12 protein-coding genes and 1 pseudogene are annotated in these 20,002 nt (G+C 43.6%); 6 read left to right on the top strand and 7 right to left on the bottom strand.

Annotation, left to right across the window (positions count from 1 at the left end):
* Complete coding sequence (locus ACZ8ZH_RS00150; protein WP_119063363.1) at positions 1 to 1,101, bottom strand: efflux RND transporter periplasmic adaptor subunit; 1,101 nt, start codon at positions 1,099 to 1,101, stop codon at positions 1 to 3.
* 151 nt (positions 1,102 to 1,252) lie between these two features.
* Here ACZ8ZH_RS00150 and ACZ8ZH_RS00145 point away from each other — a divergent pair, with 151 nt between their 5' ends.
* The 4 genes from ACZ8ZH_RS00145 (at position 1,253) to ACZ8ZH_RS00130 (ending at position 7,437) form a co-directional block, all read left to right on the top strand.
* Complete coding sequence (locus ACZ8ZH_RS00145) at positions 1,253 to 1,894, top strand: TetR/AcrR family transcriptional regulator (RefSeq protein ID WP_086210362.1); 642 nt, start codon at positions 1,253 to 1,255, stop codon at positions 1,892 to 1,894.
* Positions 1,895 to 2,085: 191 nt separating this feature from the next.
* Positions 2,086 to 4,770, top strand: a complete 2,685-nt coding sequence (gene ppc / locus ACZ8ZH_RS00140) for a phosphoenolpyruvate carboxylase (RefSeq protein WP_086210363.1) — start codon at positions 2,086 to 2,088, stop codon at positions 4,768 to 4,770.
* Between the two features lie 299 nt (positions 4,771 to 5,069).
* Positions 5,070 to 6,371 carry a solute carrier family 23 protein gene (locus tag ACZ8ZH_RS00135; protein WP_086210364.1) on the top strand — a complete coding sequence of 434 codons (1,302 nt, stop codon included), beginning with the start codon at positions 5,070 to 5,072 and terminating at the stop codon, positions 6,369 to 6,371.
* A 160-nt stretch (positions 6,372 to 6,531) separates the two neighbouring features.
* The gene (locus ACZ8ZH_RS00130; RefSeq protein WP_086210365.1) at positions 6,532 to 7,437 is read left to right on the top strand and encodes a LysR family transcriptional regulator; all 906 of its coding nucleotides are present in this window, start codon (positions 6,532 to 6,534) and stop codon (positions 7,435 to 7,437) included.
* On the opposite strand, the gene ACZ8ZH_RS00125 is transcribed toward ACZ8ZH_RS00130, so the two are convergent.
* The 5 genes and pseudogenes from ACZ8ZH_RS00125 to ilvD (ACZ8ZH_RS00105) all read right to left on the bottom strand — a co-directional run bounded on the left by ACZ8ZH_RS00125 (position 7,434) and on the right by ilvD (ACZ8ZH_RS00105) (position 16,012).
* Complete coding sequence (locus ACZ8ZH_RS00125; RefSeq protein ID WP_086210366.1) at positions 7,434 to 8,171, bottom strand: sulfite exporter TauE/SafE family protein; 738 nt, start codon at positions 8,169 to 8,171, stop codon at positions 7,434 to 7,436. The two genes, ACZ8ZH_RS00130 and ACZ8ZH_RS00125, sit on opposite strands and share 4 nt — an antisense overlap.
* 161 nt (positions 8,172 to 8,332) lie before the next feature.
* Positions 8,333 to 10,436, bottom strand: a pseudogene (locus ACZ8ZH_RS00120) (TonB-dependent siderophore receptor).
* A gap of 323 nt (positions 10,437 to 10,759) precedes the next feature.
* Positions 10,760 to 12,058 carry a hypothetical protein gene (locus tag ACZ8ZH_RS00115; protein WP_119063351.1) on the bottom strand — a complete coding sequence of 433 codons (1,299 nt, stop codon included), beginning with the start codon at positions 12,056 to 12,058 and terminating at the stop codon, positions 10,760 to 10,762.
* A gap of 71 nt (positions 12,059 to 12,129) precedes the next feature.
* Positions 12,130 to 13,815: a dihydroxy-acid dehydratase gene (gene ilvD / locus ACZ8ZH_RS00110; protein ID WP_110974720.1), complete on the bottom strand. Its 1,686-nt coding sequence runs from the start codon at positions 13,813 to 13,815 to the stop codon at positions 12,130 to 12,132.
* Between the two features lie 367 nt (positions 13,816 to 14,182).
* Complete coding sequence (gene ilvD, locus ACZ8ZH_RS00105; protein ID WP_119063352.1) at positions 14,183 to 16,012, bottom strand: dihydroxy-acid dehydratase; 1,830 nt, start codon at positions 16,010 to 16,012, stop codon at positions 14,183 to 14,185.
* Between the two features lie 461 nt (positions 16,013 to 16,473).
* On the opposite strand from ilvD (ACZ8ZH_RS00105), the gene fmt reads away from it, so the two are divergent.
* Positions 16,474 to 17,436: a methionyl-tRNA formyltransferase gene (fmt, locus tag ACZ8ZH_RS00100; RefSeq protein WP_086210371.1), complete on the top strand. Its 963-nt coding sequence runs from the start codon at positions 16,474 to 16,476 to the stop codon at positions 17,434 to 17,436.
* Entirely contained in the window at positions 17,433 to 18,740 is a 1,308-nt protein-coding gene (gene rsmB / locus ACZ8ZH_RS00095) for a 16S rRNA (cytosine(967)-C(5))-methyltransferase RsmB (RefSeq protein WP_119063353.1), read from the top strand. The genes fmt and rsmB overlap by 4 nt, the downstream gene beginning before the upstream one ends.
* A gap of 41 nt (positions 18,741 to 18,781) precedes the next feature.
* Here rsmB and ACZ8ZH_RS00090 read toward each other — a convergent pair whose 3' ends face one another.
* The gene (locus ACZ8ZH_RS00090) at positions 18,782 to 19,933 is read right to left on the bottom strand and encodes an IS4-like element ISAbe18 family transposase (protein ID WP_058971770.1); all 1,152 of its coding nucleotides are present in this window, start codon (positions 19,931 to 19,933) and stop codon (positions 18,782 to 18,784) included.
* Between the last annotated feature and the right edge of the window lie 69 nt (positions 19,934 to 20,002).

The raw sequence follows: 20,002 nt of genomic DNA, 5'->3' as shown, positions 1-20,002 counted from the left end.
TTAACTCCCTGCCGCAATCTGGACCGCTTTGTTATCACGGCTAATCGGTTTAATTTTCTGTTTTTCACGTAGTAAATGGACTCCGCCCACCACCACATAGTCTTTTGGCTGTAACCCTGAGCGAATAGTGACCGTATCGCGACCATACTCGCCAACAACCACAGGCACCTTACGAATACTGTTATCGCTGTTTACCACCCAGACATAGGCATTTTTCCCACTCGCTGAAACACTGGCTAACGGCACACTCAGCACATTACTCTCGGTGGAGCTAAAGAATACACGTGCACTTTGCCCCAACTGAATCGCATTTTGCCCTTCACGCAGCGCCACTTTGACACTAAAGGTTCGGGACTGATCGGCGGCAGGGGAAATTTCACGTACATAGGCTGCAAAACGCTGATCGGGCTGAGACCATAGCGTAACGACGGCATCCTGTCCCACTGTAATTTTAGGAATAGCTTGTTCAGGGACACCGATCACGACTTCGCGATCACCAGAAATCGCCAGTTGAAAAGCGGGCTGTCCTGCTGAAATCACTTGCCCAATTTCAATATTTCGCTCGGTAATCACGCCATTTTTATTGGCAATCAGTTGGTTATAGCTGGTTTGGTTTTGTGTAACATTAAAATTGGCTTGGGCTTGTTTTAAGCTCGACAGTGCTGCTTTATATTGATTTTCAACGCTGTCGTACTGTGAACGACTGACCGCATTACTGGGTAATAATTGCTTAAAACGGTTAAGTTCATCCTGTGCATTTTTCTCAGCCGCTTGTGCATTCTCGAGTTGGGCTTTGGCAGAATTTAACTGTAACTGAGCATCTTGCACATCTAAGCGTGCTAAGACTTGTCCAACTTTGACTTGATCCCCCACATCGACCAATCGCTCTGTAACTTGCCCCCCAACACGAAACGACAGTGCAGTTTGTTGGCGGGCTTGTACTTCACCCGCATAACTTTTTTGTTCTAAATGTGTGGTATTCGGTTGGCTCACCATAACTAGAGGGATGGGTTCTGATTCAGCCGTGTCTTTGCTGCATCCCCACAAGGTGATACTACACACCACCATCATACTTGCCACAAGGGTCTGAATTCTGCTCATTGAAGTCTGCTCTTCTTCCAAAATCACCTGCTCATCAGGCACAATATCCAGATGCAACATGGTTATTTTTTAATTAATATACTGCATAGTACACTAATTAAAGATAGACTAAGATGTAAATGACTTTTTGAACTTTTTTTTAGGATCACTTGTGCAAGCTTCAGCAGGACGTCCAAAGGATTTAGAAAAACGGCAACGGATTTTGAATGTTGCACGTCAGTTGTTTTTACAACATGGTTATCATGGCTCCAGTATGGATCAGATTGCCAAAGAAGCCCATGTCACTAAACTGACGGTATATAATCATTTTCAGGATAAAGCCAACCTGTTTAGTTGTGCCATAGAAGAAACCTGTGAAAAGCTGATGCTGGGTCGTTCATTTCAATTGCAATGTGCAGAAGACTTCCAACCTATGCTCAAACAAATCTGTACGCTGTCGATGTATATTATTAACCTGCCCGAAGCAATTAAACTGGAACATTTGTTATTACAACTAGCGGCAGAGCAAAATCCTCTTTTACATAACTTTTATAAAGCATCTCATCTTAAAATGCAGACTATTTGGGAGCAATTTTTTCATCAGGCCCAAACACTAGGCGTACTTCAGTTTGAACAAGTCAATGATGCCATCACCTTATTAATGTCTTTGCTCTTTGGTTATCGTCATCAAGAAATGCTATTGGGGATGAACGAAGTTCCTAGTGCAGAACAATGTGAACAAATCATTCAAGAAGCGATCAGCATTTTTTTATTCAGATACCCGATACAAAAACACGAAAAGCAAATAGAGTGACTTTGAATTTTTTAATAACAAATTCAGTGATTTGTCACTTATTCATGTGATTGAATCAATAGAAAGCAGCGATATAAGTCTTTCATTTGTTTCTAAATTCAGCAATTAATCCCCTACTTTTGTCTGCCCCTACTTGGATTGTCACCGAATCGGGGTATAGTCAAATTAAGAACAACGAGGGAATAATAATCATGATTCAACAAATTGATGCTCCACTACGTGAAGATGTCCGATTACTCGGCAACTTGTTGGGTGAAACCCTCAAGGAGCATGCTGGACAAGATTTGTTTAATCAGGTCGAGCAAATTCGTGCCTTATCCAAAGGTGCTCGCGACGGACAAGTTGAAGCTGAAAAACAGCTCGAACAACTTTTTTTAAGTCTTGAAGATGATGAAATTCTCCCACTGACTCGTGCTTTTACTCACTTTTTGAATTTTGCCAACATTGCTGAACAATATCACGTTGTACGTAGCCGTCGTCAAAGCGAATTTGATGTAAACACCCCGTCTCCCAATCCGCTCGACCACCTCTTTGAAAAATTCAAGAATAATGACATTCCCACTGATACGCTATTTCAGCAAATCTGTGATTTGAATATTGAACTGGTGCTGACTGCTCATCCAACAGAAGTCAGTCGCCGAACCCTGATCCAAAAATATGATGGTATCAATAACGCTCTCTTTAAAATGGATCAGCAGAAACTCACCCCACGTGAGCGCCAAACAGTCCTTGAAGATTTAAAACAATTGATCTGTTCGGCATGGCAGACCGATGAAATCCGTCAACATCGCCCAACCCCTGTGGATGAGGCAAAATGGGGCTTCACCACCATTGAGCAAACCTTATGGAATGCCGTACCGAAGTTCATGCGTGAACTGGACGACATGGTGATTGAGCACTGTGGGCAACGTCTGCCTCTCCATGTCGCACCTGTTCGTTTCGCTTCATGGATGGGCGGTGACCGTGACGGCAACCCAAATGTAACCCACAATATTACTCAAGAAGTCCTGTGGCTATCCCGTTGGAAAGCAGCTGATCTGTACTTACGTGACATTGAAGATTTACGTTGGGAACTCTCGATTCAAAGCTGTAGCGATGAACTGCGTCAAGCCTTGGGTCAAGACCATCCTGAACCGTACCGTGAATATTTACGCGATACTCGCGAACGGCTAAAAGCTACGCGCCATTGGTTGGCAGAAAAACTGCGCGGTGCCGATGCCGATGACAGCCGTGTCATTAAAGCTAAAGATGAACTGTTACAGCCTTTACTACTGTGTTATCGCTCTTTAATTGCCAGCAATCTACCTGAAATTGCCAATGGGAAACTGCTCGATTTTATCCATCGGGTGAACTGTTTCGGGATTGAACTGCTGAAATTGGACATTCGCCAAGAGTCAGGACGGCATCGCCAAGCGATTTCCGCGATTACTGAATATCTGGGTCTGGGTAATTTTGAAACGTGGACTGAACAAGCGCGCCAAAATTTTTTATTGCAGGAACTACAAAGCAAACGTCCGCTGTTGCCGAAACATTTAAATGAGCCTACACAAAGCTTAATTGAACAACCCGAAGTACAAGAAGTGTTTGCCACCATGCGCACTTTGGCAGCGCAGCCTCAAGAAAGTTTAGGTGCCTACATTATTTCGATGGCGGAGTACCCAAGTGATGTACTGGCGGTACTACTTTTGCAAAAAGAAGCAGGGATCCAACATCCGCTGCGTGTGGTGCCTTTGTTTGAAACATTAAAAGACTTAGATGGCGCCGCAAGCACGATGAATACCCTATTCAATATGCATTGGTATAAACAGCATATTCAGGGCAAGCATGAAGTGATGATTGGCTATTCGGACTCGGCAAAAGATGCAGGCTTTATGTCAGCCAATTGGGCACAGTACCGTGCGCAAGAAGAATTAACTGCGGTTGCGAAAAAGCATGACGTCCAACTGACCCTCTTCCACGGTCGTGGCGGTTCCATCAGTCGTGGCGGTGCACCAACACAACAAGCCCTGTTTTCACAGCCACCCGGCTCAATTTCAGGTGCCATCCGAGTCACTGAACAAGGCGAAATGATTCGCTTCAAGTTTGGCCTAGAAGGTATTGCACTACAAAACTTAGAGATTTATACCGCTGCTACTTTAGAAGCCACTTTACTTCCACCACCTGTTCCTAAACCTGAGTGGCGCGAGTTGATGCACAGCATGACCGATTTGTCGGTGCAGGTGTATCGCCAAACCGTGCGAGAAAACCCGCACTTCGTCAAGTATTTACGCACAGTCACCCCAGAGCTAGAGCTACAAATGTTGCCGCTTGGCTCACGTCCGGCAAAACGTAAAGTCAGTGGTGGCATTGAGTCTTTACGTGCCATTCCGTGGGTATTTGCGTGGACACAGATTCGTTTGATGCTACCAGCTTGGCTCGGTACAGGCGCTGCAATTAACCAAGTGATTGATCAAGGGCATAAAGCGACCTTGGATGAAATGCTGGCGACATGGCCGTATTTCCAAACCCTGATTGATATGTTGGAAATGGTGCTCTCAAAATCGGATGGTCATGTGGCGCTGTATTATGAATCACACCTGACCAATGATGAAGATTTGAAAGTGCTTGGGGAACATCTGCGTCAACGTTTAAAATATGCAGTGCAAACCCTGTTAGCACTTAAAGGTGAATCGAAACTACTGAGCAGTAACGAAGTTTTAGACCAGTCCATGCGTGTACGTAAGCCGTATTTATTGCCGCTACATTTGCTTCAGGCAGAGTTAATGAAACGTCGTCGCCGTTACTTAGAAAGTAGCCAAGAAACCAATACACCTGTAGACCATGCTCTGATGGTCAGTATTGCAGGCATTGCGGCTGGATTACGAAATACTGGTTAAAATTTTAAGCCTGTTTAATTTACAGCACATCACTATGGTGTGCTTTTTTATTGACCGCATGGTCAAACCTGTTAAAAAAATTTATCAATCTAATCATAATTATTTATGAATAAATAATTGGCAAAAATTACCAATTAAGCCTTGATTTATCGTTATTTTTAAAAATTAAAACTTTTACCATGCGGTAAAAAGTTCTGAAAAGTCATAAGATTAGTTTGAACAATTTTTTGTATCACTGATTAAATCTTCTAAAAAACAAGAGTATGATGTGCACAATTTATCTTTAGAGTGCTCAAAAAATGTCCAATTGGTTCCCCAAATGGCGCCCGTACGAAGGCAACATAGATGCACGCCCTGTTGGCACAAGTGAATATCTTCCAGCTTCACAAAGTGCAATTTTAGGTGTTCAGCATGCCTTTGCTATGTTTGGTGCAACAGTTCTTGCACCATTCTTAATGGGTTTCGATCCTAATCTTGCCATCTTAATGTCAGGGATTTGTACCATCTTGTTCTTTATTATGACGGGTGGTCGTGTTCCAAGTTATTTGGGTTCAAGTTTTGCCTTTATTGGCGTGGTGATCGCTGCAACGGGCTATACTGCATCGGGCACAGGCGCACTCAATCCAAATTTAGCCATGGCGGGTGGCGGGATCATCGCTTGTGGTCTACTTTATACATTGTTTGGCTTTATGGTTATGGCAACAGGTACCAAGTGGATTGAAAAACTGATGCCACCTGTAGTGACAGGTGCTGTAGTCATGATCATCGGTCTAAACCTTGCCCCTGTTACAGTCAAAGGCGTTGCTGGCAATACCTTTAATATGTGGATGGCACTGGTTACCGTGTTATGTATGGGCTCAATTGCAGTCTTTACTCGTGGCTTATTGCAACGCCTATTGTTATTAATTGGTCTGTTAATGTCTTATTTAGTCTACTTTATTGTGACCAATGTCATGGGCTATGGCACAGCGATTAATTTTGCCCCGATTCAACAAGCCGCTTGGTTTGGTTTACCGACTTTCCATGCACCTGAATTTAATGCCAATGCCATGATGATCATTGCACCGATTGCTTTGATATTGGTGGCGGAAAACTTAGGTCACATTAAAGCTGTAAGTGCGATGACAGGTGAAAATCTTGATCCACAGATTGGTAAAGCATTTGTTGCTGATGGTATTGCAACGACTTTAGCAGGTGGTGTAGGTGCTCCTGGCATGACCACCTATGGTGAAAACATCGGGGTCATGGCAGTCACACGAGTTTATTCGACCATCATTTTTGCCATCGCAGGTGTATTTGCCATTTTCTTGGGTCTGTCCCCAAAGTTTGGTGCGATTATCCATACCATTCCGACTGCAATTTTAACCGGTGCGTCGATTGTGGTCTTTGGCTTGATTACCATCGCGGGTGCAAAAATCTGGATTGAAAACAAAGTTGATTTCTCACAGAACAAAAACCTGATGGTGGCTGCGGTAACCATCATTTTAGGTACGGGTGATTTTGCCTTACAAGTTGGCAGTATTAACTTGGGTGGTATTGGTACTGCAACCTTTGCAGCTTTGTTCCTCAACTGGTTCTTCAGCTTAGGGCAAAAAGATTAATCGGCCTTATTTTTGAGTATTCGTTTTTGATCGCAGCCTTCGGGCTGCTTTTTTTTGGTCGGATGCGCTACCTTCAATTTCATATGCCACTCTGCTAAAGGGATGTCTCAAAACGCAAAAAGGACTAAGATAAAGCAACATTTTCCGCTTTGACCCTGCCATGCGCCTTGATTTTTTTGATCTGCAATTGTTTATCAATATCCTGAGTACAGGCAGTCTCACCAAAGGTGCGGAACGTTCCGCCATTTCTTTACAGGCCGCCAGTGAACGGATTAAAAAATTAGAACACCATTTTGAAGTCAGTCTATTTACCCGCCATGCAACAGGGGTAAAAGCGACCCTTGCTGGACAAACTTTTGCTGAACATGCACAACATTTGCTACAACAGCAGCAACAATTACAACAGGCTATGTTGCCCTTTGCCCACAGTGCAACGAGTAACATTATTCTGTGGTGCAACTCATCAGCGCAAAGTGAGTACTTACCCCATTTATTGCCACAGTATTTGATGGAAAATCCAAAACTTCATATCGAATTAAAGGAAGCTGAAACCAATGACATTATTCAGGCCCTCAGCATAGGCACGGCGAAGTTGGGACTGATTTCCAGTTTTTTCGATGCAGGACAACTTGAAACCCAAGAATTTGCTGACGATCCGTTGGTGCTGATCTGTCCAAATCAGCATGCACTTGCCACTGTGGTTCAACTGGAACTGGGTGAATTAGTGCAACATCCTTTTGTAGGCCTCATGCCATACCATTCCCTACAACAGTCAATCGAGGCTCAAGCCAAACGCTTAGGCTATGAGATTCACTATCGGCTACGGGTCCCGAACTTTGCCGCAATCGCACAAGTCGTTGCCAATGGCGTCGGCATTGCCATTATTCCCAAACGGGCAGCACAGCGTTTAAACGTGCAGTATGACTTTCAGCAGATTGAACTACTAGGCAAATGGGCCAACCGCAAGTTGCTGCTAGCGACACGGTATTTTGATCAGCTCCCCGCAGATTACCAACGCTTTAGTCAATTCCTCTTGAGCCAACATGATCAACTCATTGCGCATTAAAGCCAGCCCAATTGATGTAAAACCATATAACTGCCAAATAGCACTAAGCCCACAAAAAACACCTTACGAAAGGCTTGCTCAGGGATGCGGTAGCGAATTTTAGTGCCCAACCACATTCCGAGCAATGCAGGCAGTAGTGCGATCAACGACAATTGATAGTCAATTGGGGTATCTTCAACAGGATTCAGATGTAAATATGCAGCTAGACACAAAGTTGAAACGGTAAAGGCAAGGCCAAGCGATTGTACCAAATCATCCCGCTTTAAATGCAAAGACTGCAAATACGGCACCACAGGAATCACCACCACCCCTGTCGCGACTGTCAAAGCACCACCCAAATAGCCCATGATCGGCGATAGATATTTTTCATAGGGGGCTAAGTTGGGCATGTTTTTGGCAAACAAACCATATAGACCATAAATGGCCAGCATTCCGCCCAACAACGCTTCACTTTGAAATTCGCCATGTCCGAGCGTAGGAAAAACACTCCAAACTGAACCGATGATCATGCCCACCAACAAGGGCCAAAAGCGCTGTAGCAGTCGCAGTACACGCCCTTCTGCGAACAATTGCCAAACGTTCGTGACCATGGAAGGGATTATGAGCAAAGTTGCCGCTTGAAATGGGCTAATCACCAAAGATAAAAGTCCCATCGACACGGCGGGCAAGCCCAATCCAATGGTGCCTTTAATCATACCTGCGACAGCAAAAACAAAAATAACAAAAGCAAGCATGACGATTCTCTCTAAACACTTAGTGCCATGCTATAAAATTTGAATGCGGGGTCATATCACTGTTTTTAGAAGTAAGCCTCAATCAAAGATTGAGGCTTACTGGAAAGCATGCTCTGGACTCAACTGTTATTGAATCCAGATGTGATGCGCTGTGATTCTGCTTAGTATTTGAAATTTAGGCTGAAGCGGAAAGTACGTGGATCACCCCAATTCACCAATTGTGCATTTGGCGTGGTTCCGACTAAATACTCTTTATCAAACAGGTTTTTTACGCTGAATTTTGCGCCCCAATTTTTCGCTTCATAACCTGCACTGACATCGTAGATGTGTATAACTCGATAACGGTACATAATAAGTCCCGCGTTGCGCTGTACGCTCACCCTGATAAGTTGCAGCTGCACCAACATTCCAGCCCAGTTGATCACCACCAAAGAAATATTGAGTTGATAAAGAGGCCGCATTTTTAGGCACATGGTTAATTCGCTTGCCAATATCACTGCTGGTTTCACTTTCAGTAATTTTGGCTGTAGGAATATAACTATAGGTTGCGGTCAGGTTCCATTGATCAGTTAAAGCTGCTGATAACTCTGTTTCATAACCCTTGGTCTTTTGCTCGCCAATTTGTACAGAATAATCACCTGTTGTATCCGTCTCGGTTACGTTTTGACGGGTTAAATCATAATAAGCTACATAACCTTGCAGTCTTTGATTCAGCCCTTGGAACTTCACACCAACTTCATATTGTTCCCCTTCTTCTGGGTCCAGCAGCGTACCATCTGCACCAGCATCACTCACAGGAAAGAAAGAGGTTGCATAACTCACGTAAGGGGCAAACATATCATTAATCTGATACATCAAAGATGCATTACCCGTAAAGGCATTATCTGAATTTTTTAATTTCGTATCATTGAAAAGATCATCGACCTCTACTTGAGTCCAGTCATGACGACCTGATAAGCCCAAGATCCAATGATCATCAATTTTAAAATTATTACGTAGATATACACCCATATATTGGGTGTCGGTAATTTGGTGAGCAATTGTTGTTGTTGCTTTTGGAATTGCAGTGTAAACAGGATTATTGGCATTAAAAGATGACAAACTATTGCGACGGCGTTCATAGTCACTACGCTCATGCATCATATCTAAACCAATCATTAAATCATATTGGGTTTTGCCCCAGTCGAAATGACGTGACACATTATTATCTAATGCAAAATTTACATCATCTTTAATCTGTCTTTCCACCGTCCGTTTGATGGTCGGTAATGTGTTATTACTCCCCGCCAATACAGGATTATTATCTGCATCGGTTTTAGTGACTGCAAAATTTTGCTTAAAGGTCCAGCCATTATCAAAATAATGTGCATAGTTCGAACCTAAGCGCAAAACATCAACCGTATTGCTTAAATTCGGCGCGCCAAAAAACAAACTCTGTGAGTAATTTTTATAAGCACCATTACTATAAGGAATCCCTTGCTGACGAATAAAATCACGATGTTGATAGCTCGCTATCACAGACAACTCATCTTTTTCGCCTAAATCAAAATTATAAGAGGGCGCAATATAATAATTTTTATAATAAACATAATCTGTTGGATCATCCTGATCAGAGGCATGACCCACTACACGAAACGCACCCTTTTCGCTGTCATTTGGTGCATAGTTAATGTCAAATGTTCCATCAATCAAAGCATTACTACCATAGCTTACACTGCCACGATAAGAAGTCTTTGCCTCAGGACGCTTAGTGGTTAAATTGACTAAACCACCTGGTAAGGCAAAGCCAAAACCTGTCGATGTTGGCCCTTTCACCACTTCAATCGACTGCAAGCCAGTGATGTCTTCTGAACGTAGGGCATTATCCGAAGTTTGAATACGCAAGCCATCGACATAAGTCTGCGCGCTGGAAACTTGTCCACGAATAATAAAGTCATCCCAGCCACGACGCCCATACTGTCCTGCAGTGACCCCTGCTACACCCTGCAAGGCTTCAGACAGTGTTTTCGCTTGTTTTTGTTCGAGTTGTTTTGCACTAATCACGCTGATTGATTGTGCCGTTTCAAAAAGTGGGGCATCTGAACGCAAAACAGCTGATGCAGTTTTTGCCGCATACGCGTCTTTCGCATCTTGTTTTTGAGCTTCAAATTGTAAAGTGGGCAAAACCTTCGATGATGTCGTTTCCTCTACCTCGCTCTGAGCAAAGGTCGGCGTGGTCATTACAGCAAGAATGGACAAACTCAGATAAGAAATATGAAAACGCATAGCATCAATCAACAAACAGAAAGAATCTCAATTATAATCATTTTCATTTGTAAACATATTAATTAATAGAATTTAACAATGATTTAAACTGTTAACACTCATTAAATTTATAAATAAGAATTCAAGTGCCTGAAAAATAATGATCCAGATTAAGCATGTTGCTTATATCGTAGGGGCCTTGCCTTCACACAGATTAAACAAGCATGCCCTCAAGACAACTGAAAACGTTTTCAGCATTAGCAAACTAAGTATTTATTTTTAAGATAAATTTTATCATGCAGGTTCAAGCGCACTTTGAACCCAACTTAAACACAATAAACCGTTTAACCTTGCTGTTCATCAGCACTATCTGCTTTGTACTGGTCTTCCAGTACGTTACTGAAAATACTTTCAATCATCCAAACCCGATACAGACTATTAAAGACATAGCTCTGACCATCAACACGCAGTTCAAGCACGGGAAAATCGGGTTGAGACTTCATTTCACACAAGATATCGTTTTCTTTGAGCTTGGTCTCTACATTGTCAACACTCAACGCTGTAATATCGAGCTCCTGCATCAACTGATCAAAATGTGCTTTATAAGATAAATCCTTACCTTGAGTCCAAACCGCTTTCAATATCCGATACATGGCATCAATACGTTGCTCTTCGGGCACACTATAAAATAACTGTGCCATCGCCAAAGTTGCCGCTTGAGTCGGGCGGCAAAACGGCGTGAACTGTACTTCTGTTCGCTTAGACAAACGCGTTGCCAAACTCCAGTCAAACCAGTCTCGACCATGATAACTCAGTGGGTAAACATTAAGCTGAATATTATAATAATCTGCCAGCTCTTCTTTGATATAAGCCAACAATAACCATGAAATCGGATCTTCAAGTGCAACGTATAAATCCAACTCAGGATCAAGTGCCTGAATTTCATTTAACTCTTCCGCATCACTAATCAAATGCTCACGCCAATCTATATGATTGATTAAGAAAATCGGATTATCGGTAAATAGTTTTTGTTGTTTTAAACGGCGGGTTAAACGTAGTAGATCATCAACAGCATGATATTGGCGGTCACCGAGTTGAAAGTAGCTCGCCAGCACCACATCATCATTAAAAATACGTTCTGGAAAGTTTTGCTCCTGATGATGACGACTGGCCATCGCATATAAAGTCCGCAGTTTCCCCTCTTGCTTTTGCCATAACATATGAAACACGTCTTCGAGCAAATACAAAAAGTCCTGCCCACGTAGCGGCGTAAGTCGCAAAATAGTTTCTGCTTGGCTTAATGCCTCTATACTGGGTTGCTCCGGGGTTTCATGAAAACTAAAACGGTGCTGACGCGACAGAATTTTGGCATCATTTAAACAATAGGTCTGCCATTCCAATGCTGACATCTGATTTGGCGGTTCAGCAGCCTGACGAGAAATGACCACCGTCAATGGTTTTAGTTCATCCGCTAAAATTTCTTCAATTTGGGGTAACTGCTGAACGGCTAAATAGCTGTATACATCGTCGAGGCGTAAATGAATACTCAAGCCTTGTTCTGTAGATACGACCGTTTGACGAATCGGTTTTTGGTAAAACCAACGCGATCGAATCGGATCGAACCATCGACGCAACAGTGACATGAGCAAAGCCTCTACATTAAACCCTTGAAAGTACTACAAGGGTTTATATCAATTCACAGCAAAATGATCAATTAGACATCTAAATTTAGATCAGTTACCGCGCCTTTTTCTGCGCCAGTGGTCAGTTTTGCAAACTTGGCCAAGGCCCCATAACGATAATTCGGCTGCGGTTTCACCCAAGCCGCTTGACGCGCAGCGATCTCATCTGCCGAAACATGCCACGTCATTTCGCGGGTTTCTGCATTAATCGAGATTTTATCGCCATTTTGCACCAAACCAATTGGCCCACCTTCATAGGCTTCTGGGGTTACATGACCAATGACAAAACCATGACTGCCACCAGAGAAACGACCATCGGTGATCAGGGCCACAGATTTACCGAGACCTTTACCAATAATCGCTGAGGTCGGTTTCAGCATTTCTGGCATGCCCGGCCCGCCTTTAGGCCCTTCTCCACGAATCACCACCACTTCACCCGCTTGAACTTCGCCGTCTAAAATGCCGCGCATCGCACCGATTTCACCCTCAAAGACACGCGCTGGCCCTTCAAAGTACAGGCCTTCTTTACCCGTGATTTTAGCCACAGCACCTGTTGGAGATAGGTTACCTTTAAGCACCACCAAGTGAGAGTCTTTTTTAATAGGCGCGTCGAAGGGTAAAATAATCTGCTGACCTTCAGGGTAATCTTCAACCTCAGCCAAATTTTCCGCCAAGGTCTTGCCCGTTACCGTTAAACATGAACCATCGAGCATGCCAGCATCCAGCATGCGTTTCATCAACGGTTGAATGCCCCCAATCGCAATCAGCTCAGACATCAAATATTTACCCGATGGACGCACATCTGCCACTACGGGAATATCTTGCCCGATACGGACAAAATCATCCAAACTCAGTTCAACCCCAGCAGTATGTGCCATTGCCAGTAAGTGCAGCACGCCATTGGTCGACCCCCCCAAGGCAATCAGCACTTTAATCGAGTTTTCAAATGCAGCTTTGGTCATGATATCGCGTGGCTTCAAATCTAAGCGCAGCAAATTCATCACCGCTTCACCTGCTTTTTGACAGTCAATCCGCTTGTCATCTGAAACCGCTTCTTGTGCAGAGGAGCCCGGCAAACTCATGCCCAAGGCTTCAATCGCAGAAGCCATCGAGTTTGCAGTGTACATACCGCCACATGATCCTGGCCCCGGCAGCGCCACTTCTTCAATCTGTTTGACTTGAATGGCGCTGATTTCACCTTTGGCGTGCTGACCCACAGCTTCAAAGACTGAAATCATGTCAGTATGCCCTGCGCCCGGCTTGATTGTCCCACCATAAACAAACAAACCTGGACGGTTTAAACGGGCTAAGCCCATAATACAACCCGGCATATTTTTGTCACAACCACCAATGGCAATCACCCCATCATAGGCTTGACACCCCACCACGGCTTCTATCGAATCAGCAATAATTTCACGGCTCAGCAATGAATACTTCATGCCCTCAGTGCCGTTAGAAATACCATCTGAAATGGTGATGGTATTAAAAATAATGCCTTTGCCGCCAGCTTGATTGACCCCTTTCTCAGCCTCACGCGCCAGTTCATTAATATGCATATTACACGGCGTGACATTGGCCCACGTAGACGCAATACCGACAAAGGGACGGGTAAAGTCGGAATCTTTAAAGCCTGTTGCACGCATCATGGAACGTGCAGGCGCATTTTCAATGCCCTCATAAACAGGAGCTGAATGTTCGCGGATATTGTCTTTACTCATTGTATTTGTCCTTAGCGATGGCTGCGTATTGCTCTACAGTCTTGGCAATTTTTTCTGTTTTTATTGTATAGAAAGCAGGCTACACATGAAAGCGACTCGCTAGGTATTACATAAACCCATTTATTGTTGTTTTACCCAAATCAAGTCACATGATGAAGCGACATGGATGTCGCTGTTTCACTGTATGGCAGGGATGCCATATCAGGGAAACAAAGGCATTTTGTTACTTTTGTGCCGTCAAAAGTAAAACCTCGTCTACGCAATAAAAGTGCAAATCGTAATGTAAAATGCGACTGTACTATTTTCATCAATCAATAAAAAAGCACCCCAAATGGAGTGCTCTTTTTAATCAGTCAAAGACTAGCGATTAAATTTCACGAACCGCACCTTTAGACGCACTGGTGGTATGCATCGCATAAGCTTTTAAGGCTTTAGAGACTTTACGTGGACGCTGTTCAGCAGGTTGCCAGCCTTTAGCTTCTTGCACTTCACGGCGCGTAGCCATGGTTGCCTCATCCACAGCTAAGTGAATGGTACGGTTTGGAATATCAATTTCGATACGGTCGCCATCTTCAACCAAGCCAATCGCACCGCCTTCAGCTGCTTCAGGAGACACGTGACCAATAGATAGACCCGATGACCCACCTGAGAAACGACCATCGGTAAGTAAAGCACAATCCTTACCAAGCCCTTTCGACTTTAAGTAACTGGTTGGATACAGCATTTCCTGCATGCCCGGACCACCGCGTGGACCTTCGTAACGAATCACTACCACATCGCCAGCAGTGATTTTTCCACCGAGAATCGCTTCTACCGCAGCATCTTGGCTTTCAAAAACACGTGCGGTGCCATTGAATTTCAAAATGGAATCATCCACACCTGCTGTTTTGACAATACAGCCTTCAAGTGCAATATTTCCATACAGGACAGCCAAACCACCATCTTGAGAAAAAGCATGTTCCACATTACGAATGACGCCATTGTCACGGTCACCATCTAAACGAGAGTAGTAACGATCTTGTGAAAATGCCGTTTGCGTCGGTACACCGCCCGGTGCTGAACGGAAGAATTGATACACTTCTTCATCTTCCGTACGGATGATGTCCCACTTATCCAAAGCATCTTTTAGCGTTTTTTCATGAACGGTCGGTACAGATGTATCCAACAATCCTGCACGATCTAATTCGCCCAAAATCGACATGATGCCACCTGCACGGTGTACATCTTCCATGTGTACATCTTGTTTTGCAGGGGCAACTTTACACAGTACAGGCACTTTACGTGACAGACGGTCAATATCTGTCATGGTAAAATCAACTTCTGCTTCATTCGCAGCGGCCAATAAGTGAAGAACGGTATTGGTTGAACCACCCATTGAAATATCAAGGGTCATGGCATTTTCAAAGGCAGTTTTAGTCGCAATTGAGCGTGGCAATAAGCTGTAATCATTTTGTTCGTAATGACGTTTGGTGATTTCAACAATCAACTGACCCGCTTTTTCAAATAATTTTTTACGATTTGCATGGGTTGCTAAAGTTGAACCATTGCCTGGAAGTGATAGACCCAAAGCTTCGGTTAAACAGTTCATTGAGTTTGCAGTGAACATGCCTGAACATGAACCACAGGTCGGACATGCTGAACGTTCATACTCAGCCACTTCTTCATCAGTAAAGCTGTCATCTGCTGCGACAATCATGGCATCGACAAGGTCAATCGCGTGTTCATTGCCACGAATTTTCACTTTACCCGCTTCCATTGGTCCGCCAGAGACGAAAACCACAGGAATATTTAGACGCATAGACGCCATCAACATGCCTGGGGTGATTTTGTCACAGTTTGAAATACACACCATGGCATCGGCACAGTGTGCATTCACCATGTATTCCACCGAGTCTGCGATTAAGTCACGTGAAGGCAATGAATACAACATGCCGTCGTGTCCCATCGCAATCCCATCATCGACCGCAATGGTATTAAATTCTTTGGCTACACCACCTGACGCTTCAATTTGACGAGCCACCAGTTGACCTAAGTCTTTAAGATGAACGTGACCTGGTACAAATTGAGTGAATGAGTTAACCACTGCAATAATCGGCTTACCAAAGTCTTCGTCTTTCATCCCCGTTGCGCGCCATAAGCCACGCGCACCCGCCATATTTCTTCCGTGTGTCGATGTTTTTGAACGATAGTCAGGCATTATATTTTCCAACAAAGTGTGCTTGAGATGAATGTGCACATTCACTCTGGCTAAAATCTGAGTTCGATGAGTGTCAAACAGTTAAACATAGCATCTCCGTATTCTTTCCCAATATCGTTTCTAGGCATCTCGACCGAAAACAGATCAGGCATCTAGGCTAGACACTACATTTTAACCAATGAGTTGACATTCAATTGCATATTGAAGCTACTATAACCCGTTCACTGACCTTTCAATACAAAACTTCTATGAATAATTTTTAAATTTTGCATGAGTTTTATTTATATAAAATGCAAATCCCCCCTTGATCTATGCCGAATACCCGCAACTTTTTTCTTCATAAAAATATTAATACATCATTCATTTAGACGGTCTTAGTCAGCTTTTTATAATGGTAAAATCAGTAACTGCTCCAGTTTTGTTATAATTGATCTAATCTTGTCATTTTTTTCGAGTCTTTATTGAAAATCATCTTCGCAGGCACGCCCGAATTTGCGGCTGTAGCCTTAGACGCGTTGCTAAAAACAGAACATGAGATTGTCGCGGTCTATACACAACCTGACCGTAAAGCAGGTCGTGGGCAAAAACTGACTGCCTCAGCCGTGAAGCAGCTGGCTTTAGCGCATCAAATTCCTGTCTATCAACCACTGCACTTTAAGTCTTCAACGGAAGAGGGTTTGGCGGCTCAGGCTGAACTCAAAGCCTTAAATGCCGATGTGATGGTCGTAGCTGCCTATGGTCTTATTTTGCCACAAGTGGTTTTAGATACGCCTAAATATGGTTGTCTCAATATTCACGGTTCGCTCCTGCCGCGCTGGCGCGGTGCTGCCCCGATTCAACGCGCAATTTCTACTGGAGATGCAGAAACTGGGGTCACCATTATGAAAATGGCGGCAGGATTGGATACTGGCGATATGATGTATAAAACCTACTGCTCAATTGAAGCCACAGATACATCTGCAAGCTTGCATGACAAATTGGCGATTCAAGGGGCAGAAGCTATCGTTAAAGTGTTGGCCTCTGAAAGCACATTACAGCACCATTTAGAGCAACGTGAAGTACAAGACGAAGCGTTAACAGTTTATGCGCATAAGTTGTCAAAAGCAGAAGCGCATATTGATTGGTCATTAACTGCAGCGCAAGTCGACCGTAATATTCGTGCCTTTAACCCATGGCCTGTGGCATTTATTGCACTGGATGAAAATAATAATTTACGCGTTTGGGGTTCAGTACTGTCTACAGAAAACCCCCAAAACCAAACCGCTGGCAGTATTTTAGCCATCGACAAACAAGGCGTGCATGTCGTGTGTGGAGATGGACGAGCGGTGTGTTTAACCGCACTACAATGGCCAGGGGGTAAAACGCTTAACCCTGTACAAATCCAGCAAACTCAAAAATTACAGGTAGGACAAGTTTTCGCATGAGTAAAATTGAACCCGGCACGTCTCACCTAAACCTACGTGCGCAAGTGATTCGCACACTTTTAGCTGTACAACAAGGTCAGTCTTTAGCAAGCGTGCTTCCTCAGCATTTGCTTAAAGTCGCCGATCGTGATCGCGCACTTTTTCATGAGTTAGTTCTCGGAACATTGCGCCAATGGTACGGCTTAAAAAGTATTACTTTGCCACTCTTGGTCAAACCGCTGAACAATGAAACAGTTGAAACCTGCCTCTATGTAGGCCTGTATCAGATTTTATGCACCCGTGTTGCAGACCATGCAGCAATTTCAGAAACGGTGACTGCAGTCAAACAGCTCGGCTATCAAGCCTTAAGTGGTGTTGTCAATGCAATTCTTCGCCGTGTTTCACGTGAAACATCTGAATTTCAACACAGCTTAGAACAAGCACATGGCTTACCTAGCTGGCTATTTAAGCGCCTGAAAAAAGATTGGGGCGTCGACACACTTGAACAGCTTTGCCGTGACTTAAAAGGTGTTGCACCTCTAACCTTACGCACCAATGAGCGCGTGGTCAGCCGTGAAGAATACCTCGAAATTTTGACTGAAGAAGATATTGATGCTCATGCCTGTCAGCTGTCTGAAGTAGGGATTGTTTTAGAACAAGCTGTACAGATTCCTGCACTCCCAGGATTTGAGCATGGTGGCTTTTCCGTTCAAGACGAACATGCGCAGCTCTGTGTAACGCTTTTGCCCAACTTAGATGACAAATTCGTCGTTGATGCTTGTGCGGCACCTGGTGGCAAAACAGCACACTTACTGGAAAAATATACACCGAAGAAACTCATCGCACTTGATCAGGATGCTAAACGGTTAGTCCGTGTGGCTGAAAACCTAGAACGGCTTGAGCTCAACCAATTCACCGAGGTTGAAATTCTCGCGGCCGACGCAACGACTTGGGAAACATCTGAACCTGTAGATTGCATCGTTTTAGATGCCCCATGTTCAGCCATTGGAGTGATGCGTCGCCATCCTGATATTCGTTTACTGCGCCAATCTACCGACATCCAGCAAACGGTTGAACTACAACAGCAGATCTTGGAACAGATGTGGAAACAGCTGAAAGTTGGTGGCACCTTGTTGTATATCACCTGTTCAATTTTAAAAGCTGAAAATGAACAGCAGATGCAACATTTCTTCGCACAACATGCAGATGCCACAGAAGTGAAAATTCACGCAGATTGGGGTATTGAGCAGATTCACGGTCGTCAGCTTTTCCCGACACCTGACCATGGTGATGGTTTTTATTATTGCCGTATTGAAAAGATTTAAATAAAAAAGGAGCCAAAATGGCATTGCTGTCCCACAATTTTTCACAAGAGGAAGCTCATTTGAGCTTCCTCTTGTTTTATGGGTATTTTATCGGGTGAAAATAAAGCTTTTAAAGTTCTTCTTTCAAACAAATTCACTTGAATTATTCTGAGTAAACGTTGAACTGTCCAACCTGTTTTCCCTAAATGTTGAGCGAAACTCACCAATAAATAGGCGATCATCGCAATCCAGATTTGTGTCTGAATTGCGTTCCTGCTGCGGCCTAGAAACGCTTTTAATTTGAGATTCTGCTTAATCGCCTTAAAGAACAGCTCAACTTTCCAACGATCTTTATAAATCGCCGCAATGGTGGAGGCGGCTAAATGAAAGTTATTGCTGAGAAAGCTAAAGTGCTTGCCACTTTGCTGATCTCTATATTCAATTCTTCTTAACACTGGGGCTTTTCTTTTTAGGGCATGTGCGCTATTCAGCTGAATGGTTTCATCTTTTAGAATACCTTTGGATTCAAGCACTGGATGTTGCTGGATCACCTGATACACAGATTTAGGCCTAAAACGTGTGACAAATCCAATGTTTTGAGCAGTCAGATTTGCATACCATTGGTAATCGACATAGCCTTTATCAAAAACTACAATGCTGCCAGCAGGAAACTGGAATTTGCGACCTTGTACCATGTCATTTTCTTTGCCATTTTCAACTGCAACAAACTCAGGAATATCATTGCTGTGATTCAATCCTATGCTGAGTTTCATGCTGGCTTTTGAGTCATGAACTTTGGCCCATTCACATAAGGAAAGCGACAGGTCAATATGACTGGCATCCAAGGAATACAAGGGATTTTTAAAGCGAAATTTATGAGCTACTTTTGAGTGTTCATAGTATTTAAGCAACTTGTAAAATAGCTGTTGATACAAGGCAGCAGGCTGCTGCTCATTGATTCGTGCCAGCGTGCTTCGGGGAATAGATTTTGCTCCGAGATGACTTAGCTTTTCCTGTTGGCACTCCAAATTGGATTGAATATCTCTCAGACTTTGCCTACAAGAGAATTGAGACATCAATATGGCAATAAACTGATCCCAACGGGAAGTCGCTCTAAATTTCTGTCCAACATGGTGTACTTTAGCAAGTTGTTCAAAATCCTGTCGCACAACAGGTTTAATTAGCTCATAAAATACGGTATTCTGATGTGACAAAACCTGAATCCTGGTCGTTAAAGTGTTTGTTTACACTCATATTTTAACTGTTAGGACTCAGGTTTTTTT

The organism is Acinetobacter sp. SW-226, from assembly GCF_055632855.1.
Note: the sequence above shows the minus strand (reverse complement) of the source record. Positions and strands in the feature narration are given on the sequence as shown.